The organism is Paraburkholderia sp. WC7.3g (assembly GCF_050436345.1).
Classification (GTDB): domain Bacteria; phylum Pseudomonadota; class Gammaproteobacteria; order Burkholderiales; family Burkholderiaceae; genus Paraburkholderia; species Paraburkholderia podalyriae.
The window spans coordinates 1057819-1079356 of record NZ_JBNDMA010000004.1; the positions used below are offsets into that span (position 1 = coordinate 1057819).

The following is a 21538-nucleotide window of genomic DNA, read 5'->3' on the forward strand; positions in this document are numbered from 1 at the left end:
GAATAATATGTGCTGTTCGATTTCCGCAAAGATGCTGCCCTAGCCTCGCTGGCAAGCGAGCGGCACATATTTTTTACCACACCATACTCATGACCCATGCCACGGTTGTTGCGCGTGCCTTGCATCCCGTAATGTTCGAGCAGCGCTGCATAGCGAACCGTGAAGTCTTCCTCTTCCTGCAGGTTTCTGAACGCCGCCGACAGACTGTCGGAACGGTGTTCGCGTGGGCAGCCGCCGGCCTGCCAAAGCGCGTTCTGCAGTCCCGTCGCGAGCGCCTGGAAGCTCTCACCACCATCAACCACGCTGGCGTATTCCCAGCGCGAGAACGCCAGCACGAAGTGATACAGCAGGTGGTTGAACGGGATGCCACCAATCGTTACGCACAACTTGTCCATGTGCGTGAAGTCCGACAGGCCTCGCGCGCCTGGTTGATACGTTTGAGGGAAGAACACTTCCTGGTTCGGCCCTTCGAGCGCGCGCCACTGGCTGACATGCCGCTCGAACGTGCGACGCATGCTGTCCGGAAAGCGCTCGGGATGGTCCTCCTGCAATTTGCGCAGCAGGGTGATCGCCTTCAGCTTTGGCGCAGCGCGTAGCAATGGGACCACTTCGCTCTCCCAGACATCGGCGAACGGATCAGGGCGCGAGCGCCAGTAGCGCCGGGGCTGCTGTGACGGTAGCCCGGCTTCGTGTTCGACACGCCGCGCCGTGCGCTCGCTCATGCCTGACTTCGCCGCAGCGAGCTTCTGCGGATGGTGTTTGCGATGGTTCATGTAGAGGCGGACCTGCTGGTCGGTGATACGGCTTCCAGACATGGGCTGACCGCCTCTTTTTAGGTTCAGTCAGCCATCCTAAGCCTCGCCGATCCGGCGCCGCCGGCAGTTCGTCGTCTCCGGCGGCTACGCCGCCTCCGACTCCTCACTACCGGCCAAGATGAATCTCGGTACACCGGACGAAATCATTGTCGCCCCCCAGGCAGGACCGGGTTGCCGCGCTCCCCCCGGCCGACACGAATCGGACTTACCGCTCCCGCGTTGAGCGGCTGAAAGACATCCTGTCGCGCAATGAAACAACTACATGTACGCGACCGACGTCAGCGTCGCCGGCCTCGCGAGTCAACTGCATGCCATCGCCGTCCTGTTACTAGGATGTAGGGACGGCGATCGATTGTGGGCGAGCACAAGGCTGCAGAGCGACGCTAAGCGTCCTGCCCGGCTTTCTCGATCTGGCGATGCAGACAGGCGCGCATGTCGTGCGCCGCCTCGGCGGCCGTGCCGGCGTAGCTCCTGAACATCTCCTTCGTCGTCGGTCAGCGCCGGGACTCGTGGCCACGGCCACGGATAGACGGCCCAGTACGGCGGTTCATCGATCAACTTGAAGTCGTACTCCTGCGGCTCGTCGAAGATGTCGCCGAAGGTCTCGTTCAGTATTTGTTGCATGTACTCAAGGTCCGGCAAGCTCATGTAGTGCCATTCCTTGTAGTAGCGGTGTTCGCCGGCGATGACTTTTCGGGCAGGAAGGTCGATCAGTATTCGATGCGACATGCACGGGTGGCTCGCCCACAGGGACTCCCATCGACCGACGGCGTAGCGGCGAAGCGGCGCACTCATCGAAGCATCCCCGCGACGCCGGCGCTGACAGGCTTGCCTCCCTCGCGATCGACGTAGAAGGCCACCGAACCTCCGACGACGTCGAGCGAGCGGATATGAATTGGCTGATCAGCCGTTGGCGCCGGCCGCTTCTCTGAATTGCCGGGCCGCGCCAGATCCAGCGCGTTGAAGGTGATGGGGTACTCGGTCATCTGCGCATCAACCTGAACGACCAGCCGGAGGCAGTCGTGGCGCACGCCGACCAGGTCTGCATCAATGATCCGGTTCAGAACGACGTCTCGAGCGTGGTGTCGATGTCAGTGGACTGTGGTTGCGTGGGCTCGTTGGCTACGAGATGAACGATCGCGCGAACCAGTCTGGAATTTTTCGTGAGCGCTATGCGGTATCGCGTGACGCATGGCTCCCGGCTTTGCGCCGGATAGATGATGTCCTTGAACGCGCTTTTATAGATCATGGCTGAGCCCGGGAAAGTGTAGCCGTACCCCGTGTACGGTTCATACGCCAGGCTACGCGGTGGTGGCCCAAGTCAAGGACGCCCCCCGGCACGCATGGGACTTATGCGGCGCTTCAGGCCTCGTCCTCTGCCTGCTGATCGTCCATTTCACCGGCGTTGTAAATGGTCTCGCGCAACCGCGTAGCCGTCCTGTGACTGGACAGGCCCATCAGGTTACTCACCTGTTCGTTGGTTTTGCCTTCAAGGAGATGCCTGCGACCATACGTATTACGCAGCAACCGGGGACTCTCGTCGGCCGCCGCAGCGCCGGCAGCGCGTAACGCACTCCGAACGCACTGCCCGAGGGTGGCGGGCTTCATGGGCTTTCCGTCTGCGGTTGCCATGAAAAGGAGGGTGTCCGACGCCGGCATCGCTGCACGCGCTGTCGCGTACTTCCGCACGATCTCAAGCGCGAACGCGTCGACGGGCACGCGGCGCGCGATGCGCGGCCCGCGCTTTCTGACGAAGACGCTGACTCTTGATCCTCTGTCGAGATCGTCCACGCTCAGCGCGCTGAGTTCGGCCGCCGTGATGCCGGTGCCGAGCAGGAGCGCCACGATCGCCCGATTACGCTGTTCCTTGAACGACTCAAACGTCTCAGTGCGGCAGACGTCCTGAAGCCGCGCGTCTTCGTCCGGCCAGAGAAAGACGGGCACCGGCTCATCGTCCGGCCAATGTTCACGAGGCAGGAGAGAGGCGGCGGGGTTGTCGGTGCGCAGACCGAGCAAAGCGAGGTGGCGCGAGAGCCGGTCCATCAGTTTCAGATAGCGCAGGCGCGTCGATGTGCCCGGCTCGCAGTCGCGAGCGAGGTCAGCAAAGAAGCCGTCGATGTGGTCAGTGCCGAAGTCCGTCACCGTAATGCCGCGGCCCTCGAGATATCGATGGAAGCGGGCAAACATCGAGCGGTGCTGAACGATGGAGCGCTCTGCAAACGCGCGCCTGTCTGCACCGGTCGCCTCAGCGCGTTGCCATTCGGCATAAGCCGTTTGAGGGTCCCACAGCCAGAGTTCGGAATCCATAAATGTATATACTGAAAATGCGCTTACCCCAATCATAGCGAAGCTCGCGCTTCGCCAGAACCCCGCCAACAGAAGGAAGGGGTGCCTGAGAGGTCGAGGGAAGGGCGGGGTGTCGGTTCATCGGTAGGGGCGGTGGGGCGCGGCGGAAGGTCTTACGCCTATCGTACCGATCGCCGACCCATGTCAAGGCGCGGCGAATATCAACGAGACGGGGAGTCTCATGACCGAGCTATCGCACCAGTGTCGAACGCTGCTTTACCGGATGACGTGGCAGACGACCGATGGCGTCGTTGACGCGTTTGCGCTCTGCGCTACGCGGGAAGAGGCGAGGCGGCTTTTCTACTCCGCGATATCGCTACTGTCAGGTATTCACCAGGACGAACTCGAACTGTTTAACCTCGAGTCGTTCGGCGATCTCGTGAACGCTGGCGTCAGCAATGACGAGGACGTGCGCCTGATCCGACGTTGATCGCCAGATGGGCAAACCTGCGCGCGGATCTCGCTGCGGCACAGGTCAATTCGATCATCTCGCGCGTCAGCGGGCGCGGATACTGATCGATAAAAAACGCAGCGGACGCGTCAGCCGCCGAAGAGATCGGGCGTCGAGCCGGCCTGCAGCAACTCAGGCACTTTGCCCTGACGGATCTTCGCGACGGTCGCCTCTGGTAGCCACGCTTCTTCCATCGCGCCGATGCCTTGCTCGATGATCTGCTGCAGAAAGAACGACTGTTTCCGTCCGGTTGTCTCCGCGAGCAGCCGCAGTCGGTGCTCGATCTGCGGATCGATGCGGACGGCCACCACTTTCAGCTTGTTGTCGGCACTTCTTTTCATTCAGGCTCCCGCCATTTCCAACGACTGTGCCCTCGCGACTAAACTTTTTTCGGAGCGACCTTCCATCCGTCGTCGGTCAGGATCAAAAACGTCTCGCCGTTGAACTGGTTGTTCGTTGTTGCCGCCAGTTCGATGTGACCGACAAGAACCGATTCGTCATCCCAGGCCGGCCGGTCAAGGAGCTGTGCGACGTAATGCACATACACCTGATCCCCCGCCTTCGCCTTTACGCCCGCTGAAGGCGCGTCAATGTCCATCAGTTTCGCTTTTCCGCCGCAGAACCGGTTGCCGAGGCCCGACACTACACCTCTCGACGCCTTCTTTCCGGCGTCCGTCAGCGTGTACCGGGCGCCAGGCAGGCTTTGACCGAAGTCACGCACCGTCGCCGGCTCCTTCGCCAGCAGTCCCACCTTCACAAGCTGGTCTGCCTGCTGCTGCTGCCAGGCGCGAACGTTCGCATATTCAAACGGTGCAGGCGCCGCGCTCCAGACGCAGACAGCGTCCGTGGCATCGAGGTACTGTTGCACAGCCTTCGCATAGTTTTCTTTTGTCGTAGCCGAATTGCTGTCACACGCGACGAGGGTGATGGTCAGCAGCATGGCGGCAGAGACCCGCGCAATTTCCGACGATTTCATTGTGCCGTTTTCTAAAGACGGGTTGACAAGAGCGCGCGCCACGATCAGTCCACGTCGGGCAGCACGCTCCGCTGTTCAGGCGCCCCGTTGGAAGCCTTCGCGCGGCGGTGAGGCGACGCGCGCTGTGCGACTCTCGCGATGCCAATACTCCCGACATCGAAGCCGATTTCTCCGGCGGCTCTAACCGCCGCATCGAGCGTCTTGAACTGGCGGACCTTGCGGGTGTCGAGCTCGCGAGCGGTGCGCAACTGGATCTGCATCTGCCTGCCCTGACGACCAACGACAAGCAGGGTGAGCACCCATAGATCGCCACCGACGTTCCTGACGAGAAAATCGTCCACCATCCCGGCGCGGAAAAACGCTTTTGCCTGAGCCGGCGTCCACGTCTCGAATTCCTGCTCGAACAATTCGCCTGATGCCGCCATGCAATCGTCTCCGTCGATCGAGGCGGCAGTGTACCAGGACGTTTCTGGAAAATGTCGGGCCGCAATGTAAAAATGTTGCGCGAGCCCCGCCGCACGCTTGCAGAGAGGGGCGCCAACTAGTCCGGCAAGTTCCCGGGCACTGGCCAACGTCTAAAATAGCACGCACGCTCTATTCAGGTCCCCCTCGCGTGCGGCTACCGTTTCCTCGGGGAAACGCAATGATGAAACCGGCCACCTATGTCACGGTGTGACATGTTGCGCCTTGGCGGCCGGCGCGACGAGCCATCGTTTCCAGGGCCGCTGCACCACAGGATCCTGCCGGTTTTTCCGATGACGCGAATGAGTTCAAGGCTCTCTGGCGCGTTTGCCTGTCGGCGCGGGCAAACTTCCTCGTAATGACCGAGAATTCAGCACCAAATTTTCGGAGATTACACGATGGCAAAGCCTCCCGTTACCGAACCTAACCAGCTTCGCCACGCGCTCAAAGTCGCGGCCGTGACGGGGCAAAGCCCGACTCGCGACGTGGCGCTTCTGCTACTTTTCTGTGGTACGGCCTAATGCCGAATGAGGCGGCGAAGCTCCTTATCTCGGACTATCTGGAAGCGAACGGCTCTGTGCGTGTCGATTCGACTGTTCGTGCCGAAATTGCCTTTAACGGCAAGGCTCGACCCTTGGTGTGGGCGAGCGCCAAGACCTGTCGAGCGATTGACGACTACCTGGCGTACCGACTCGTGGCTCGCCACGGAGTTACGACCTCCCCGGCCGCGTATCGCGGGCTGGACCCGCACGGCCCGCTATTCAGGGCGAGTGACGGAGACTCGTTCACTTTTACGCGACGCGTAACGGGCAGCGGCGCGATCAGCTATTCGTGCGAAACGCTGACGGAGATTGTGCGGCGACTGCATCAGCAGGCCGGGATCGAAGGCGGTAACGCATCCGCTGCTCGGCGGACGTTTGCCGTGCGGCTGCATCGCGACGGTCGCTCGCTGAAGCTCATTCAGGAGCTGATTGGAGTTTCCTCATTATCTGCCGTTAGGAACCTTGTCGAAGGTGATCCGGTGCGCCTGTCGGCAATTGTTAGCGGGGTGCTTTGAGGGCTGCGAATCGCGCGGCGGATGTCCATTCTGCCCTTGCATTTTTCTTCGCCTTACCATAAAGTAAGGGATACATGGAGGGTCACAATGACAGCAGCAACCATCACATCGAAGGGCCAGGTCACGATCCCGGTGGACGTGCGCAACCAGCTTGGCCTGGAATCCGGCGACCGGATCGAATTCAGCTTCAACGAGGAAACGGGCCGATACGAGGTCTATCCGGCCACTCGGTCGCTCGCGTCGCTCAAGGGCATTGTCAAGAAGCCTGCCAAACCGGTTTCGATTGAGGACATGAACCGCGCCATCGCCGAGCAAGGAGCATCGGCGCGATGATCGGACTGGATACAAACGTGTTGGTCCGCTACTTCGCGCAGGATGACGCGGCGCAGTCGAAGAAGGCAACGGCGCTCATGGAGTCCCTTTCGGCCGAGCGACCCGGCTATGTTTCGCAGATTGCGCTAGTCGAGGTAGTGTGGGTGCTGGGGCGCTGCTACGGCGTCGAGCGAGAGCAGATGAAGGACATCATCGAATCCATGCTTGGCACGAAGGAACTGGTTCTGGAAAGTGCGGACACGGTGCGAAAGGCACTTCGCGTCTTCGCGGCGTCAGACAAGGCGGATTTCGCGGACTGCCTGATCGAGCGGTCCGGTCATGTCGCCGAGTGCGAGTACACGGCCACCTTCGACGTGACGGCTTCGAAGGTCGTTGGGATGCAGTTGATCAAGTAGTCACGGCGCGAGCCGATAAACGGGAAAAGCCGGCCGGTGCCGGCGCACAGGAAAACGGAGAACTAACAAGAATGGAATCGATTAATGTGCCGGGGAAGATCAACTCTCTTTCCCACGATGGATGCCTCGCGACTATCGGGCCGGTCACGGCGTCGATGACCTGCGCAACCCTGCAAGCGATGGTGAGCGCGGTCGAAGAGATCGAAGGCAAGATCGGTTCGTCCGCTCTTGCAGTCGTCGGCCCAAGTGTCGAGCTTCGTAACGGATGGATTGCAGTTGGCTTTGATAGAGATCGGAAGTGCTACATCTTGAACCTGCGCGGCGTGGCGTGGGACGCGTCGCGCAATGATGTTGTTTCGTTCGTTCGCGATGGCGCAATACCGTTTCTCGCCCGTGGAACGACGAGCAAGCTGCTCCAACGCATGGAAGGCTTGATCGACACGGGTAACGACTGACATATCCGCAACGGGGAAAAGCCGGCCAGCGTCGGCACACAGGAAAACGGGAAAAAGTCCGCTGCCGTTCATCGTATGCCAACGATGCTGCGAACGGCAACGGGTAGCGGGCAGCAGGAGAATGCGCCGGCCGAAAGGATCATGATGCAACTGCGGCCCACGACCTTCAATCAGATAATTCGGAAAACGATGAAAGCCTACACGTACGAGCAAATCACGGAGGCGGCCAAGCAAATCGTCACAGATGAGTTGGCTCGCGCGGAGAATGAACCTGATCGGGAGTCGGCTCGCCATCTTCGCGGCTACGCAGCGGGCGCTTGGCTGCTGTGGCAGACCGTTACGCGCGATCAGGTAGCCAGTCCGGCTCGACGCGAGGACAGCAAGGTATTCAAGAAGCTCCTCGGCCTGCCCGATTGACTGGGTGACGACGGATAGGAAAAGCGGCCCATGACGAATAAGCGTTTCGATACATCATGCATGTTGATTGGTGTCTGCTTACTGCTCGCCGTGTCAAATGCCTGCGCTCAATCGACGGCCTGCGTCAGTGCGCAGCAACACGCGGAATCCGAAGCTCGTATCACTGCCATGACTCAAGGTTTTGATCCGGCGAGGCTCGGTCACAACCTTTCAGACGCGGGGCAGCAACGGATGGATGCGTTGGATGCAGTGAAAAAATGCCAATCGGGAGCGGTGCTCGGCATGGGCTGCGGTCGAGAGATTGACTTGTACAACCTCGCTGACGAGGAATACAAGAACGCGACTCAGGCCATCGACATGTATCGGATGCTTGTTTCGTCTCAGCTTACTGCCCGGTCGATGGAATCGCCGGTATGTCGCTAACTGTTCGGAAAAAAGGGAAAGGATCAGGCAATGCACCTTTACGCGCTTGTGCTCGCCGTTGTCGGATTTGCATTCGGCATTGCGGCCGCATGTCTCTGGTGGAAAGCGAGTCGCGTTTCGCCCTCTCCAGGTTGGGAAGGTGACTTGGCGCCGGTTATTCCCGAACTTGAACAACTTGGTTGGAACGTCGCCTTTATCGAGGCGGCTCAGAAGTCGGGCGCATTGAATAGCACCGCAGCAATTCTGACAGCGATCGCGGTCGTGTTGACGACCGGCTCAACGGTCGTTGGGCTGTTGCCACTATGACGGAGAGCGGGCAGAGAAGCATCGACGCACCGACCGGAATCTAGGGAAAGCGCGTGAAAGGTCGAACACTCTTCTCGGCATCGGAGGCAGACCGCGTGCGTGCGCTGCTGCGTCAGGTTCGTGACGCGGATCGTGATGGACAGAAGGCGCTTCGTGACCGCCTGCGCAAAGAGTTTAGCTTTTATATATCCGACTTTACTAGATCTAAGGCTGGCTTCACAGTGGCTGACTTTGATAGCCTAGTGATACGAGGAACGGTCAAGGTCGAATGACAGGGAAAACGAGGGCAACCCAATGAAGGTATTCGTTGTTATTGATGACGTAATGGGCGGGGATGTGTTTAGCAGTGTTCATCGCACTCGACCTGAAGATCGGCAGGGAGCCAAGGTTCGTGAAGTCACGGTAGTTGGCGCACAGACTGACTCTGAGTTCGTGTATATCGCACAGACTTATGACGGCACGATGGACGTCCATCGCTTTAAAGGCGCTTACGGCGATTATGAAACCGCGAAGCTAGCGTCGGGACCACAAGGCGTGCAACCTCGCTTCGAGATTTGAGCCAAGGAAAACAGCGACATGGCAACGCAACAATTGAAAACGTGGAATGCTCGCGTGCACCAGGACAGCGGTAGCAAAGAGCTTGGCCAGGTGCATGAGACGAGCGAGGAACAAGTGGATGAAGGCACGAAGCGCGCCGGAATATATCCCTCTGACGACTTCGACGTTTCGCCTGCCTGAGAACGGAAAACGGGAAAGATCATGCCTGCATCCAAAGAAGCGTTCGTGCGAGTTGACGAAGAAGACCTTCAGATATGGGTGACTCAGAGAGCGACGACCGTGTGGGAAGCGCATGGACGTTTCCGGGGCAAGCAGATAGTCGCGACAGGAAGCTCTGAATCAAGCGCGATCGCAGCCTAGAAGCGGCAGGCTGACCACGCAGCCAAAGCATAAGAAAAGCGAGGTACGCAGGCAATGAGCAACGACACAGAGATGCTGGTACCGGACTATGACGATCCCAAGGAGGTGTGGGCCTACTTCGGCCTTGCGTTCTATCGTGCGAATGTTCTTGAGCGCGGTGTGCATAATCTTGCCATCGGGATGCTATCGAAGGAGGTTCCGGGGTTGACCAGCATTGACGTCGAGTCATTGTATGCGTCGCATGACTCGAAGACCTTCGGGCAGGTGATTGGCCTCGCCAAACGGCTGTTCGATTTCGACGAGCAAATCGAGCATGACCTACAGCGCGCGCTTGATGACAGGAACTATCTCGCACATAGCTTCTTCGAGAGCCATGATATTGACCTGCTCTCCGAGCCGGGCCGGAAGAAAATGATCGATGAGTTGGTGGCAATCGCGATTCGCCTGAAGGACATTGACCAGCGAATGGACCCTATCTGGATGTCGGCATGGCGTCACTTAGGCGTGACATCGGAATGGATCGAAGACCAAATGCAGCGGTACGTTCAGTCTCACCGCGGTGACAGATAGTCGACCTGACGAACTGACGATCGCAAGACGGGAAAAGCGCTCACGGCGGTCGCGCGGGGCAACAGGGAAAACCTCGGCTATGCCGGCAAATTGGAAAATCATGGACAAGACTGACAGGCGTTGGCGCGTGGGGCTCTACAAGAGCGCGAACGATCATTTGGGCGACGTTGTGACGTCGCAGAGCCGTGGCGCGCTGCAATTGGTAAAGATCGAGGGCGATCCGGCACAGGCAGTTCCCGTAGGCGAACCTCTGCCGGGACCTGGCACCGCAGACCGTGCGGCCGCGATCGCGCGACTTGCTATCGATACCGCTATGACCAGGTAGCACGGAAAACGAAGAGCGAGGCTAATGATGCACAGGACGTTGACTCCGTACGACAAACACTCGGACGATGGCTTCGGCGCAATGGCTCACGCCTTCCAGGCTAGTGCGGAGGCGCTCATGGCGGCAGAACGTGACTCCATTGCTCAACGCGAGCTTCCGACCTGCTTTTTACTTCGTCACGCGGCAGAGCTGTACATCAAATCGGTGCTTATCGTCTCCCATCGGTCGCTTGTCGTAGCAGACAAGTCGCTCCCCACCGTGCAAGTAGATGGGAAAGCCAAACCGTTAACTAGCATCCACAACCTCGGTGTTCTGTACCGCGCTTTCATAGACTTGCTCAGTTCGAAGCGCGTGGAGCTTGAAGCGCGCGCAAAAACCGCATGGCTGCCACCGCCTCCAGAGTTGGACCAAGCTATAGCTGAGATTGATGTAATGGACCAACTGGGGGTGTTCTTTCGATATCCGACGGAGAATAACTCAACGAAGTCGACTAACAAGCCGATGCCGCTGGAAGAGGTCCGAAGCTGGCAAACTGATCAGCAAGGCTTTTTGAAGGCCTTCTTCATCGTTGACGACAACGATGAAGTAGTCGAAGCCTTTCGTTACGACAATAATCTTTTGCAAGCGGAACTCGCAACGCTAAAGACGGCATGTGAGTGGCTGACATGCTTCCTCGTTGGACTCCGCCACGAATTGGCGGGCGGATGGTAAAAATCTATCGGAAAAGAGGCCAATGGTGAAGCGACAAAATACGCCTAAGAATTGGATCGATATCGCCATCACGATCAATGGCGTTCAGGTAACAGGTTCGTATAGCCTCGACAAGGATGACTGGATGATGGTCAGGATGAACGGGGGTGGCTCAAAGCCCGCTCGCGGTGGTCTCGCAGCCGAGAGCGTCGCGCGCATAATTTTTGGCGAGTTGTACGCCGAGGCCAATCGAGCGAAAGAATAGGAAAACGGAACATGACGCAAAACGACAATACCAACGCGATTGCTGTTGAGACAAAATAAAGTTGTATAGTGGATTCGTTGATTTAAAAGGGTTTTTGCTAGTCCGGCTGTTGTTTTAATGAAAGGTTGTATAGTGGAATTGTTGATTTAAAAGGGAAAAGCACCGAAAGATGACGGTGAATTTTTTGATTTAACTCGTGACTGCTCTTCGACTTCGACGGTGAGGGTCCACAACGCCGCACCAAGACCGCCGTCATTTGGACTGCGCCGGGCCGGCCGGCAAGGGGGGCGCTAGCGAATGCCACACCAGCGCGTTTCGCCGCCGTCTTTTCCGGAGAAATCGGCGACACCGAGTTGGTCGGGAGGTACCGGTGCAGGCGCGCGCGTTCCGTGGCCGGCACAGAAAGGCATCGACGCGACGTGCTGGTCATACGTCATACAGCCTGAGATGGCTTCCAGAATTCGAGCGACGAGGACCTGAGCCGCACGTCATCGGGCTCAATGCGGCCAAGCGCAGCCTGGAGGCATTTACGCTCCGAAGTAGTCGAGTTCGAGCGTCACGCGCCGAAGATCCGCAGCCGAGAGCGTTATGCGCTCGCCAGTTGTTGCAGATGCTGCTGCATATTGTTGCACGTTCCTTAGAATTCGGCGTTTGTTCAACTCGAACGCGAGTCGCACCTGCTGTACAGTCTCGTTGCGAGCGCCAAGCTCTTCGCAAATGACTTCAAATGGCAGCGCGAAGGCGCGGTATCCCCAGCCGAACCCATATGCGGAAAACCACACCGCCGAGTCGGCGCAAAGGATGGGGGTAATGACAATAGGTGGCTGATCCATCGCATTCACCTGCGTCGACGATAGGGTGACATCAAAGTGTTGCACAGCGACCTTACATGCGGGTTTCTGTCGACGCGACGTTACCACTCCGCCGAGATGATCGTCTTGTATCGGAGGTGTGATTTTGCGAGTCGGGACTGACTCGAAGCGGGCCGTGTCCTGCGGATACCCAACAGGCAAGACCCGGCCAGTTTCAGACAGTGGCAAGCTGCACGGAAAGGGCCGCTTAACGCCTCAGAGCGGCGGACGCGGCCTGGTCATGATGCCCATCGGCACGACTCACCACGGTGTGACTCCTGAAGAACGGCCGCGGCGTGAGATCGTTGGCGGTATGGTGGAACTGTCCGCAGGTCTGGAGGATGCGGGGGGAAACTGGTTGCTGAACTGAAACAGCCTATGGCCTGACGCTAGACGGCGGCCGCAGTCTCGACGGCGAGACCGGCCGCCTTCCATTCGGGGAATCCATCCTCGAGACGCATCGCCTTGAAGCCTTTTGCCCGCAATGCGGCGACAGCCTCGAAGGCCAGCACGCAGTAGGGCCCTCGGCAGTACGCGACGATCTCAGTGTCGGTCGGCAGCTCGCCCAGGCGACGTTCCAGCTCGGCCAGTGGGATGTTGCAGGCCCCGGGCAGATGACCCTCGGCAAACTCATCCTGCGGCCGCACATCCAGCACCGTGACCAGGCCATCGGCAAGACGCCGGGCCAACTCCTCTCGTGACACGGCTTCCATCGAATCTCGCGAATGGAAGTAGTCGTTCAGCGTCTGGTTGACTTCCGCGAGGTTTCGCTCGCCGATCCGGCCAAGGGACTTCATCAGACCGACAATCTCATTGTCGCCAGCAAGGCGATACACGATGTGCTTGCCTCGTCGCTCGGTGTCCACCAGGCGCGCTCGCCGAAGGATTTGCAGATGGCGCGAGGTGTTCGCGAAGCTCATGCCCGACAGCGCGGTCAGATCCTCAACGGACCGTTCGCGCTGCGCGAGGTGCTCCAGTAACTCAAGCCGGCCTGGATGGCCGAATGCCTGCGCTATCTCTGCGAGGCGCTCAAAGATCGCTTGCTTCGGTCCCACGCTTGACACTCCACCCTCATTGGTAAATCATTCTCGATAATGATTGAATGTTATCACCCCCATCAGTGAGGAGCAATCTGATGATCGTACGGCAATTCCTCCATTCCGATCCCGTTGGGATTTCGTACCTCCTGGGCTGCGGCGGCAAGGCGACGGGCGTTGTGATCGATCCGGTGGCCGAGCCCGGCATCTATCTGCAAGCGGCCGAGGCCACGGGGATGATGAAGATCAGCTACGTGATCGACACGCATGTGCATGCCGATCACGTCTCTACCGGGCGGGCCGTCGCCGATGCGGCGGGCGCTGAATATGTGCTTTCGGCGAAGGCCGACATTGCAGTGCCCTTCAAAGGCGTTGATGACGGCGACGAGATCCCGCTCGGCAATGTCGTCCTCAAGGTGCTCCACACGCCCGGTCATACACCCGAGCATATCTGTCTGCTTGTGACAGACCGCACGCGCGCTGATGAGCCGTGGCTGGTCGTAACCGGTCACACACTCATGATCGGCGACCTCGGCCGAACTGAACTGGCCGTGAGCGCGGCAGAGGGCGCGAAAGACCTTTTCCGCAGCGTGCAAAAGCTCAGGGCGCTTCCTGACTACCTGGAAGTCTTGCCCGGTGCCTACGCGGGTTCGGCCTGCGGCCGCAGTCTTAGCGCGAACCCGACCTCGACACTAGGCTTCGAGAAGCGGCACAACCGGGCGTTCGGCATCGAGAGCGAGGAAGAATTCATCCGCTTCATGCTAGACGATGTACCGCCGCCACCGCCTGAAGCAGCCCGCCTGCGTGCGGTCAATTCCGGCCGCAGCGCCGCTGGAGCATAGCGTGATGAGAGAGACAGCCGTTTCGTCTGCCCGGCTCTCAGTTCGGCTAGGGCTCAAGGAAAACTGGCGGCAGTTCTCATTGCTCGTGCTGGTCAATGCATTCGTGGGGGGCATGGTTGGCATCGAGCGGACGGTCGTACCTCTGATCGGAGCGAAAGAATTCCACCTCGAGTCTGCGACGCTCATTACCTCCTTCATCGTCAGCTTCGGGGTGGTCAAAGCCCTCGCCAACCTAGTTTCGGGACAGTTAGCCGACACGTGGGGCCGCAAGCGTGTGCTGGTCGTCGGCTGGCTGCTTGCGCTTCCCGTACCCTTCATGATCATTGCCGCGCCACACTGGGAGTGGGTGGTCGCGGCCAACGTCCTGCTTGGCGCCAGTCAGGGCTTTGCATGGTCCATGACCGTGCTCATGAAAGTAGATCTGGTTGGCCCGAAAGGGCGCGGACTTGCGGTCGGCCTTAACGAGTTTGCAGGCTATTTCGCAGTTGGTCTGACCGCGTTTCTCACTGGCTATCTGGCGAGCCGGTACGGCCTTCGACCTATCCCGATCTACCTGGGGATCTTCTATGCGGCAGCCGGCCTGATGCTGTCGGTCCTTGTGGTGCACGATACGCGCGAACATGTTCGGCTTGAGGTCGCGGGCAAGCCCAGGGAAGCGTCGTCACTCTCGTTCCGCGATGTTTTCCTGCTGACCACCATCGGGGACCGCAATCTGTTCGCGGCGTCGCAGGCCGGATTGATCAACAACCTCAACGACGGCATGAGCTGGGGCATTTTCCCATTGTTTTTCACGGGACTCGGACTCGGCGTCAAACAGATAGGTATCCTCAAGGCTATTTATCCGATTGTGTGGGGCGTCTGTCAGGTTGTCACCGGCCCGTTGAGCGACAGGTGGGGCCGCAAGGGCCTTATCGTCATCGGCATGTGGGTTCAGGCCGCCGGACTCTTGCTGACTGCGCTCACCGGGCAGTTCTGGTGGTGGCTGGTTGCGAGCGTGTTGCTCGGCCTCGGCACCGCGATGGTCTACCCGAGCCTGATTGCAGCAGTATCGGACGCCTCAGAGCCGAGCTGGCGGGCTCGATCACTTAGCGTATACCGGTTCTGGCGAGACCTCGGTTACGCGATTGGCGCGCTTTCGGCGGGCGTCATCGCTGATCGCTTTGGTTTTGCCGATGCCATTCTGGCAATCGCCGTCGTCACGTTCATGTCGGGCGTTGTCGTCGCGATCGCCATGCGAGAACCATCATTGAAGAATTCTGCGGCGACTCGCACGCTCTGATACCGCGTGGGGGCAGACAAAAGTGAGAGGCCGACGGGAGCGATTGATGGCCGCTTCCGGTTGCTTTTGAGTCATTCGTATTAGCTGATCGGTGCTGCCCCGCGAGAAGGATAGAGGCCGGCACGACTCAAGGCTCGCCGGACGATCTTGGAAACCGCGCTCGAGTCTGAGAGTGGCCCCCTCGGCGGAATCGCTTGCAGAAATATCGCCCTCTGCGACGACGAAGGACGTTCCCCTTTGACGTACGCCAGCAATGCGCGGCCGACGTCACGGAACAGCGGCAGATCACGATCGCGACGAGACTTGGCCCCACGGATGTGAATGACGCCGTCGGCCCAGTCGATATCATCCAGGCACGTGCTCAACGGGACGGTCGTGCGTCTCGACGTGAGCGTCGACGACGACGGCGTGCATCTGAATCGCAGCACGCAGATCGCCTCCGGATACGCGTTCCGCAGCGATCCGGCGGCGCTGGTCGTTGGACCGACCGGACTCGCCTACGATCCGCAACGCGACGTACCCTATGTCGCGTCGACCGCCGATAACGCGATCTTCGCCGTCTTCGGTGTGGGTAACTCGCAGCACGATGGCGGCAAAGGCGTGCTGATCTACGCGGACAACGCGCATCTTCGCGGTCCGATCGCAATGGCCCTTGGACCGAACGGCCATCTGTTCGTCGCGAATGGCGATGCGGTCAACAGCGATCCGAAGCAGCCGAGCGAAATCGTCGAACTCACGCCGCAAGGCCGCTTCGTCGCGCAGCTTTCCATCGACCCGGCGCCAGACGGTGCCTTCGGACTGGCGTTCACGCCGCCGCATCAAGAGTTCGTGCGCTTTGCGGCGGTCAACGACAATACGAACACCGTGACCGTTTGGCAGTTGCCGTTCGAGAATGCCGGGCAATGAGGTGTGAATCTGCGCACTGCGCATCACGCAATGAGGTCGCCCGCTGGCGGGCTTCACACAGGTCGGAACCGCGTTTAACTACGCGAAAATGGGACGGATATGCCGCATCGAGAAATGTCAGCGCGGATCCGACGTGTGATCGTGACGCTCAAAATGACGTGAAGCTGCTGAAAGCTGCCGCTTACGTGATAAGGCACGTCGTGGTCAGTTTCATGGATATAGGTCATACGCGAGCGGTGGCGGGTCAGCCCGCGCGCGTTTTGCGCTGCTACGCATCGATCAGGGGCAATGCGCCGTCGCCACGCAGCCACGCGTGATCGGCAAGCGCGAGCATTTCCCGGTCGCCCCGGCTGTCGCCACACGCATACAGCACAGGTGGCTGATCACTGCCAAACCATTGCTGTAGCCGCCGCACCTTCTCGGGCCCCCAGCAATTCGGCGACGCCAGGCGGCCAGCAAACCGACCGTCCCGGAATTCAAGCTCCGTGGCGAGCACCGCGTCGAAACCCGCGCGGGCGGCCCAAACCGTCAGGTACAGCGACGGAGACGCGCTGACCAGCACCAGCCGGTGGCTGCGGCGTTCATGTTCCTGGGCTCTCGCGACCATCTCCGGGCGGATCAGGGCGGGCAGTCTTTGAGCGGCGTAGTCCTGCGCCGCCCCTCCAGCTCGCACGCCGTCATGCCCGCCGACGGTCGCGGCAAGAAAACGCGCTTTCGCATCACCCCGGTCGCACACGCCGAGCAGCAAGCCGGCGAGCCATGGCGCCGCGCGTACCGCTCCGGCAGCCAATCGGCCAGTACCGACCGCATAACGGATGAAATCACGCAGGCTGTCGGAGGTGGTGATCGTGCCATCGAAGTCGAAGGCGGCAACGACGTGATGGGTGTGCATCGGTCGGTCAGGGGCGCAGCCAGCCGAGGCTGATCGGCCGCGCCAGGAGTTTGCGGTATAACGCGACCATCAAGTGCGTCACGGGTGTGCCGCCGAGTTGCCAGAGCGGCGCGATCGGCGCGTAGGCGACGCATGCAACGGCGACGGCCCCGATCATGTCGAGCGGAAAATGCACGCCCAGAAACACGCGCGCCCACGCCACTGTGGTACCGATCAGAAGCGTGAGTCCGCCGAGCCGTCGCATCCCGCCCAACAGCAGCGTCAACGCAACGCCGGCGAACACGGTGGCGTGATCGCTCGGAAACGACGAGTCCGGCGCGTGCGGCAGGAACGTATGGCCGAGCCCGATCATGAATGGCCGTGGATGCTGCCAAACCATTCCGATGAGCTGATTCGCGCCGACGCCGAGCATCGCTACAACGCACGCACGGATGGCGAGGCCGCGCTGCCTCTCGTCGCCCGAGAGCCATATGCCCACGAGCAGCAGCGGAATCAGCCAGATCAGGTAATCGGCGATCACCAGCGCCGTGCCGACTTGCCACGCTGGTGTCGACGCCGTTCCGTTGATCATGAGAAAGAGAGCCTGATTCAACGCTTCGAGTGTTGTCATTGCAAAGGTTTATGGTGAATAGTTGATCAGGCGCGATGTGCGACCCGTCGTGGCGCAAACCAGCACAGGCATAACGGCACGACGACGAGCGCCGCGCCTGTCAGAAAGGTCGTCGGCGCGCCAACGTGGTCCCACAGCCAGCCCGCGAGTGCGCTCGCGAGCAGCATGCACACGCCGCTGGCGAGATTGAACACGCCGAATGCGGTGCCACGCAACGTGACGGGTGATGCCTCAGCCACCATCGCCGCGACAATGCCCTGCGTAAAACCCATGTGCAGACCCCACATGGCGACGCCGATGAACATGGAGGCAGTGGACTTACCCAGCCCCAGCACCACATCGGCGGCGATCAGCAACGCGAGACCGAGTGCGAGCAGGACCCGTCGATCCAGGTGGTCGGAAAGTATCCCGACCGGATACGCCGAAACCGAATAGGCGACACTCATCACCACCATCACGGCGGGGATCCACGCGAGATCCAGCCCGGTCTGCTGGGCGCGCAGCACGAGGAACGCCTCACTAAAACGCGCGAGCGTGAAGGTGGCGCCGATGACAACGATGAACCAGTAGCGCGCCGGGAATTCGCGCAGTGCGCGCCTGTGCAACGGGAACCGGAAGCGACGCTGCGCCGGGGCGTGCTCCGGTTCGTCGACGCCAAATGCGATCAGGGCGATCGCGATGAAGGCCGGCACGACCGCAAACCACAGGACAGTGCGAATATGATCGCTGAACCAGAGCATCAGCCCGATCGCGAGTAGCGGCCCGACAAAGGCGCCAATGGTATCCATCGACTGGCGCAACCCGAAGCACGCGCCGCGGATTGCAGGCGGCGCCACGTCGGCCACCAGCGCATCGCGCGGGGCGCCGCGAATGCCCTTGCCGACGCGATCGAGCAGGCGGGCCGTTGCCACCAGCGCAGGTGTGCTCGCGAGCGGGAACAACGGCTTTGTCAGCGCGGCCAGCCCATAGCCGAGCAGCAACAAGCCCTTACGCCGCCCCAGCCAGTCGCTGACTGGCCCGGAGAAGACCTTGACGATCATCGCAGTCGCTTCGGCCGCGCCTTCGAGCACACCGAGCGCGGTCACGCTCATGCCCATCGTCGTCACGAGGAAAATCGGCAGCAACGCGTGTACGAGTTCGGACGACAGGTCCATAAAGAGGCTCACGAAGCCGAGCGCCCAGACCGTGCGCGGAATCGTGATCCTCGTGACGGAAGATGTGTCAGGGATCATAGGTTGTCATGGGTAGAGGTAGTCTGATCGCGACGCGTCTTCGCCGCTCCTGCAATGCTGAACCGAAGAACCAGAGCGGCGTTGCACTATTTGCCTCGCGAGGCATGGCCACCTGCACTGCAGATAGCCTTTGCGACGGCGTCAATTTTCGTTGCCACGGGAATCGGCTGAAGTTCGCCCGCCGGTTCATCGAACTGCCGGAGCACGTTTCCGTGGACGTCAAGAAATTTGCCGCCGACGACGCCATAGCGCGCGTCGGCGCAATCCAGCACAAAGCGTGTCATGTCGGCGGCATACTGTATCCCAACCGCGGTCTGCGGCACCGTATAGAGCGTTTTCGTCCAGACGCTGATGAATCCACGCGAATCTTTCGCCAGCGATCCGGCATCCACGAAGACCTGCTCGTCGGGGCTCGAGGCAACCCGCACCCATTCGGCGCCTGCCTGCGTGCCGAATGTGGCCACGACCAGGGCAACGGCGAGCACCAGTCGCACCCGTCGCACCAGTCGCGTATCCGGCAACTTCCCAGCTTCCGTTGTGGCAGCCGTCCAGGCCCGCCGCGCAGTACATTGCGTCATGATCGTTTGCGGCCCAGCGTTTCAATGGGGTGGTGCTTCGGGGACGGTCGGCAAGACCAGCACTGCGCGCCGAACCGACCCGCCTTCGAGCGTCGAGCGGCTCAACAGCGGCATTCCGGTGGGCAACAGATGGGGGATCGCGGACGCATCCGGCCAGGTCGTGGTGCTGCCGATCGTGACCAGTTGCCACGGCCGGCGAAACGTTTCCTGGTACAGTGCACCGTACCAGATCGGCGCATCGGCCATGCCATTGGGCGTATTGCCGGCCATCAACCGGTAATGCGATCGCCAGAGCCGCAGCAGCAACCGGGTCATCGGCCGCTGCGGATCGAGTTTCATGAACGTCAGCTCAGCGCTGTTTCCTTCGGCCAGCTTCGGCAGTACCGGCAAGGCCTCCACCGATGCTGCCGGCGACAGCCACAGCAAGGCAGACCTGGCGGACCATGCCGGCGCAACGTGCCAGCCCGCTGGTTCGAGACTGTGTGCAATCGCATCGGAACTCGCGGCCCACTGCAACGGGAAGGGCTCTTCCTCATCGCCGCTGATCTCGGTGCGTCTTTCCGGTAGCGCGCGCCAGGCACCGCTGGTCCACTGATCAAGCGTGAGCACAGTCTGGTGCGTTCGGGGCGCGTACCGGGCGAAATCAGCCTGAAAACGCTCAGCGCTCGTCCAGGGACCGAAGATGGCGAGTAACGCGATGACAATGACAGCCAGAAGTCGAGGCCGCACGTCGTCACGCACCTGCCGGTACGTGTAGGCGCCCGCCAGTACCGCCAACCACGCGAGCCCCAGGCTCCAGCCGCCCAGCACGTCCGCGAGCCAGTTTTCCCCGAGATACAGGCGGGCAAACCCGGTCATCACCACCCAGATGGCGACGACCGCGAGGACGGTACTGCGCCAGAGGGGCGGCTGCCGGCGCACCAGCAGCCAGCCAAGAAAACCGTACACGAGCAGGTTGAAGGTGGCATTGCCGCTGGGCAACGGTGCATGGGCAGCGCCCGTTTGCCAGTTGAACGGCCGCACGTAACCCACCCCGGGCTCGATGACGGGACTCAAGGCAGCCGCTACACCGACCGTGAGAAGCCACCAGGCCGCTGTGCGCCAGCATCGCTGCACGACGAGCCAGATCAGAACGCCGGCGGCCACGACGAGACCCACACCGTACCCGCTGAACCTGGCCATGGCGAGCATCACGCGGTCGGTCGGTACTGTCCGCAAGGTCTGCAGGAAGCTGTAGATGATGGTGTCGGCCTGCACCAGCGGATCACGTGCAACCACGTCCTGCAGGATGCCCAGAAACAGCCACACGCTGCCAATGAAGAGCAGCCCCAGCACCAGAAGTGTCAGCGACTCCGGCTTGCCCGGATCGACGATGCTCGCTAAACGGCTCGCCAGGCGAGGATGCCGACGGCTGAGACGCTGTATCGCCCGTTGGGAAGCAGTCTTGACGAACGGCACACCGCGCCGGAGCCCCAGGCGTGTCAGCCGCACGACAAGCCAGAGCAATGCCGCCAGCATGAGCAGCATCGCGGCCAGGCGGCCACTGACGGCTTCGGCGAGTTGCGCCGACGCGCCGAACACGATCCCCGGGCCGATATGCGCCGGCGACCAGGCCAGTGCCGACGCAATGTTGATTGGGTAGAACCTCAGCCTGGTCATGCGTGCGGCGCCGACGATCAGCGGCACGATCGCGCGCACCGGCGCAAAGAAGCGGGCCAGCACAATGCTTTTCCCGCCATGCTGTTGAACGAAACGCTCACCGCGCGCATAAGTGGCTTCGTGTCCCTTCGCTTGCCACCACGCGTGGACTTCGCCGTGATACCGACGACCCAGTTCATAGCTGATACCGTCGCCGGCAATCGCTCCGAGCGCGGCCACGGCCAGCGTCACCCAGCCGTCCAGCGCACCGGCTCCGATCAGCGCACCCGCTACGAACATCACGATGCCCGCGGGAACAATCGTACCGACGACGGCCAGCGACTCCGCGCAGGCGACGACGAAGACGATCGCGAGCACAAGATGCGGATGGGCGCTGATGCTACTGAGCCATGCGTGCATGTGCAATCCCGGTAACAAAGGGTGGCGGCCGGGTCGGCACGGGATGCTC

General features: G+C 60.8%; 32 protein-coding genes and 1 pseudogene. 17 read left to right on the plus strand and 16 right to left on the minus strand.

Annotation, left to right across the window (positions count from 1 at the left end; genetic code table 11):
• Positions 1 to 53: 53 nt before the first annotated feature.
• The 5 genes and pseudogenes from istA to OKW43_RS38335 form a co-directional block, all read right to left on the minus strand.
• Positions 54 to 815 (minus strand): annotated as a pseudogene (gene istA / locus OKW43_RS38315) (IS21 family transposase); the annotation flags it as partial.
• A gap of 300 nt (positions 816 to 1115) precedes the next feature.
• Positions 1116 to 1610, minus strand: coding sequence for a hypothetical protein (locus OKW43_RS38320; protein WP_429453790.1), 495 nt, complete (start codon positions 1608 to 1610; stop codon positions 1116 to 1118).
• Complete coding sequence (locus tag OKW43_RS38325; protein WP_429453792.1) at positions 1607 to 1801, minus strand: hypothetical protein; 195 nt, start codon at positions 1799 to 1801, stop codon at positions 1607 to 1609. The genes OKW43_RS38320 and OKW43_RS38325 overlap by 4 nt, the downstream gene beginning before the upstream one ends.
• 74 nt (positions 1802 to 1875) lie before the next feature.
• Complete coding sequence (locus OKW43_RS38330; RefSeq protein ID WP_429453793.1) at positions 1876 to 2064, minus strand: hypothetical protein; 189 nt, start codon at positions 2062 to 2064, stop codon at positions 1876 to 1878.
• 113 nt (positions 2065 to 2177) lie between these two features.
• A complete protein-coding gene (locus tag OKW43_RS38335) occupies positions 2178 to 3122 on the minus strand; it encodes a tyrosine-type recombinase/integrase (protein WP_429453795.1) in 945 nt (314 codons plus the stop codon).
• A gap of 220 nt (positions 3123 to 3342) precedes the next feature.
• Here OKW43_RS38335 and OKW43_RS38340 point away from each other — a divergent pair, with 220 nt between their 5' ends.
• Positions 3343 to 3591 carry a hypothetical protein gene (locus OKW43_RS38340; RefSeq protein WP_429453797.1) on the plus strand — a complete coding sequence of 83 codons (249 nt, stop codon included), beginning with the start codon at positions 3343 to 3345 and terminating at the stop codon, positions 3589 to 3591.
• 110 nt (positions 3592 to 3701) lie between these two features.
• Here the strand turns inward: OKW43_RS38340 and OKW43_RS38345 are convergent, their stop codons facing one another.
• From OKW43_RS38345 to OKW43_RS38355, 3 genes are read right to left on the minus strand one after another with little or no spacing between them, the layout of a single operon-like run.
• Positions 3702 to 3953: a hypothetical protein gene (locus OKW43_RS38345; protein WP_429453799.1), complete on the minus strand. Its 252-nt coding sequence runs from the start codon at positions 3951 to 3953 to the stop codon at positions 3702 to 3704.
• A 38-nt stretch (positions 3954 to 3991) separates the two neighbouring features.
• Entirely contained in the window at positions 3992 to 4630 is a 639-nt protein-coding gene (locus tag OKW43_RS38350; RefSeq protein ID WP_429453801.1) for a hypothetical protein, read from the minus strand.
• Positions 4631 to 4632: 2 nt separating this feature from the next.
• Positions 4633 to 5013, minus strand: coding sequence for a hypothetical protein (locus tag OKW43_RS38355; protein ID WP_429453803.1), 381 nt, complete (start codon positions 5011 to 5013; stop codon positions 4633 to 4635).
• 557 nt (positions 5014 to 5570) lie between these two features.
• Here OKW43_RS38355 and OKW43_RS38360 point away from each other — a divergent pair.
• The 13 genes from OKW43_RS38360 to OKW43_RS38420 all read left to right on the plus strand — a co-directional run bounded on the left by OKW43_RS38360 (position 5571) and on the right by OKW43_RS38420 (position 11204).
• The gene (locus OKW43_RS38360; protein ID WP_429453805.1) at positions 5571 to 6107 is read left to right on the plus strand and encodes a site-specific integrase; all 537 of its coding nucleotides are present in this window, start codon (positions 5571 to 5573) and stop codon (positions 6105 to 6107) included.
• Between the two features lie 87 nt (positions 6108 to 6194).
• Complete coding sequence (locus tag OKW43_RS38365) at positions 6195 to 6440, plus strand: AbrB/MazE/SpoVT family DNA-binding domain-containing protein (protein WP_133661564.1); 246 nt, start codon at positions 6195 to 6197, stop codon at positions 6438 to 6440.
• On the plus strand, positions 6437 to 6835 hold the full coding sequence (locus OKW43_RS38370; protein WP_429453807.1) for a PIN domain-containing protein: 399 nt from the start codon (positions 6437 to 6439) through the stop codon (positions 6833 to 6835). Before OKW43_RS38365 ends, OKW43_RS38370 begins: the two co-directional genes overlap by 4 nt.
• Before the next feature lie 71 nt (positions 6836 to 6906).
• Positions 6907 to 7290 carry a hypothetical protein gene (locus tag OKW43_RS38375; protein WP_429453809.1) on the plus strand — a complete coding sequence of 128 codons (384 nt, stop codon included), beginning with the start codon at positions 6907 to 6909 and terminating at the stop codon, positions 7288 to 7290.
• Between the two features lie 75 nt (positions 7291 to 7365).
• A complete protein-coding gene (locus tag OKW43_RS38380) occupies positions 7366 to 7707 on the plus strand; it encodes a hypothetical protein (RefSeq protein ID WP_429453811.1) in 342 nt (113 codons plus the stop codon).
• A 30-nt stretch (positions 7708 to 7737) separates the two neighbouring features.
• On the plus strand, positions 7738 to 8130 hold the full coding sequence (locus OKW43_RS38385; protein WP_429453813.1) for a hypothetical protein: 393 nt from the start codon (positions 7738 to 7740) through the stop codon (positions 8128 to 8130).
• 30 nt (positions 8131 to 8160) lie between these two features.
• The gene (locus OKW43_RS38390) at positions 8161 to 8436 is read left to right on the plus strand and encodes a hypothetical protein (protein WP_429453815.1); all 276 of its coding nucleotides are present in this window, start codon (positions 8161 to 8163) and stop codon (positions 8434 to 8436) included.
• 294 nt (positions 8437 to 8730) lie between these two features.
• A complete protein-coding gene (locus OKW43_RS38395; RefSeq protein ID WP_429453817.1) occupies positions 8731 to 8994 on the plus strand; it encodes a hypothetical protein in 264 nt (87 codons plus the stop codon).
• Positions 8995 to 9012: 18 nt separating this feature from the next.
• A complete protein-coding gene (locus tag OKW43_RS38400) occupies positions 9013 to 9174 on the plus strand; it encodes a hypothetical protein (protein ID WP_429453819.1) in 162 nt (53 codons plus the stop codon).
• Positions 9175 to 9408: 234 nt separating this feature from the next.
• On the plus strand, positions 9409 to 9924 hold the full coding sequence (locus OKW43_RS38405) for a hypothetical protein (RefSeq protein ID WP_429453821.1): 516 nt from the start codon (positions 9409 to 9411) through the stop codon (positions 9922 to 9924).
• 100 nt (positions 9925 to 10024) lie between these two features.
• Entirely contained in the window at positions 10025 to 10249 is a 225-nt protein-coding gene (locus OKW43_RS38410; protein ID WP_429453823.1) for a hypothetical protein, read from the plus strand.
• Between the two features lie 117 nt (positions 10250 to 10366).
• Complete coding sequence (locus OKW43_RS38415) at positions 10367 to 10960, plus strand: hypothetical protein (protein WP_429453825.1); 594 nt, start codon at positions 10367 to 10369, stop codon at positions 10958 to 10960.
• A 22-nt stretch (positions 10961 to 10982) separates the two neighbouring features.
• A complete protein-coding gene (locus tag OKW43_RS38420) occupies positions 10983 to 11204 on the plus strand; it encodes a hypothetical protein (RefSeq protein WP_429453827.1) in 222 nt (73 codons plus the stop codon).
• A 527-nt stretch (positions 11205 to 11731) separates the two neighbouring features.
• Here the strand turns inward: OKW43_RS38420 and OKW43_RS38425 are convergent.
• The gene (locus tag OKW43_RS38425) at positions 11732 to 12037 is read right to left on the minus strand and encodes a hypothetical protein (protein WP_187638231.1); all 306 of its coding nucleotides are present in this window, start codon (positions 12035 to 12037) and stop codon (positions 11732 to 11734) included.
• A 407-nt stretch (positions 12038 to 12444) separates the two neighbouring features.
• A complete protein-coding gene (locus OKW43_RS38430; protein WP_018420373.1) occupies positions 12445 to 13119 on the minus strand; it encodes an ArsR/SmtB family transcription factor in 675 nt (224 codons plus the stop codon).
• Positions 13120 to 13190: 71 nt separating this feature from the next.
• On the opposite strand from OKW43_RS38430, the gene OKW43_RS38435 reads away from it, so the two are divergent.
• Together OKW43_RS38435 and OKW43_RS38440 are read left to right on the plus strand one after the other, a co-directional pair.
• Positions 13191 to 13934 (plus strand): MBL fold metallo-hydrolase, encoded by a 744-nt coding sequence (locus OKW43_RS38435; protein ID WP_187638233.1) that lies wholly within the window; start codon positions 13191 to 13193, stop codon positions 13932 to 13934.
• 4 nt (positions 13935 to 13938) lie between these two features.
• A complete protein-coding gene (locus OKW43_RS38440) occupies positions 13939 to 15213 on the plus strand; it encodes an MFS transporter (protein WP_429453829.1) in 1275 nt (424 codons plus the stop codon).
• Between the two features lie 80 nt (positions 15214 to 15293).
• Here the strand turns inward: OKW43_RS38440 and OKW43_RS38445 are convergent, their stop codons facing one another.
• Complete coding sequence (locus OKW43_RS38445) at positions 15294 to 15641, minus strand: tyrosine-type recombinase/integrase (RefSeq protein WP_376776486.1); 348 nt, start codon at positions 15639 to 15641, stop codon at positions 15294 to 15296.
• Here OKW43_RS38445 and OKW43_RS38450 point away from each other — a divergent pair.
• The gene (locus tag OKW43_RS38450; RefSeq protein WP_429454782.1) at positions 15535 to 16119 is read left to right on the plus strand and encodes a hypothetical protein; all 585 of its coding nucleotides are present in this window, start codon (positions 15535 to 15537) and stop codon (positions 16117 to 16119) included. The genes OKW43_RS38445 and OKW43_RS38450 overlap by 107 nt on opposite strands.
• A gap of 268 nt (positions 16120 to 16387) precedes the next feature.
• Here the strand turns inward: OKW43_RS38450 and OKW43_RS38455 are convergent, their stop codons facing one another.
• The 5 genes from OKW43_RS38455 to OKW43_RS38475 form a co-directional block, all read right to left on the minus strand.
• A complete protein-coding gene (locus OKW43_RS38455) occupies positions 16388 to 17011 on the minus strand; it encodes an HAD-IB family hydrolase (RefSeq protein ID WP_429453832.1) in 624 nt (207 codons plus the stop codon).
• 7 nt (positions 17012 to 17018) lie between these two features.
• Positions 17019 to 17621: a phosphatase PAP2 family protein gene (locus tag OKW43_RS38460; RefSeq protein ID WP_187638236.1), complete on the minus strand. Its 603-nt coding sequence runs from the start codon at positions 17619 to 17621 to the stop codon at positions 17019 to 17021.
• 26 nt (positions 17622 to 17647) lie between these two features.
• Positions 17648 to 18853 carry an MFS transporter gene (locus tag OKW43_RS38465; protein WP_429453834.1) on the minus strand — a complete coding sequence of 402 codons (1206 nt, stop codon included), beginning with the start codon at positions 18851 to 18853 and terminating at the stop codon, positions 17648 to 17650.
• Between the two features lie 86 nt (positions 18854 to 18939).
• Positions 18940 to 19347: a surface-adhesin E family protein gene (locus OKW43_RS38470; protein ID WP_429453836.1), complete on the minus strand. Its 408-nt coding sequence runs from the start codon at positions 19345 to 19347 to the stop codon at positions 18940 to 18942.
• A 105-nt stretch (positions 19348 to 19452) separates the two neighbouring features.
• Positions 19453 to 21489, minus strand: a complete 2037-nt coding sequence (locus OKW43_RS38475) for a bifunctional DedA family/phosphatase PAP2 family protein (protein WP_187638239.1) — start codon at positions 21487 to 21489, stop codon at positions 19453 to 19455.
• Positions 21490 to 21538: the final 49 nt, after the last annotated feature.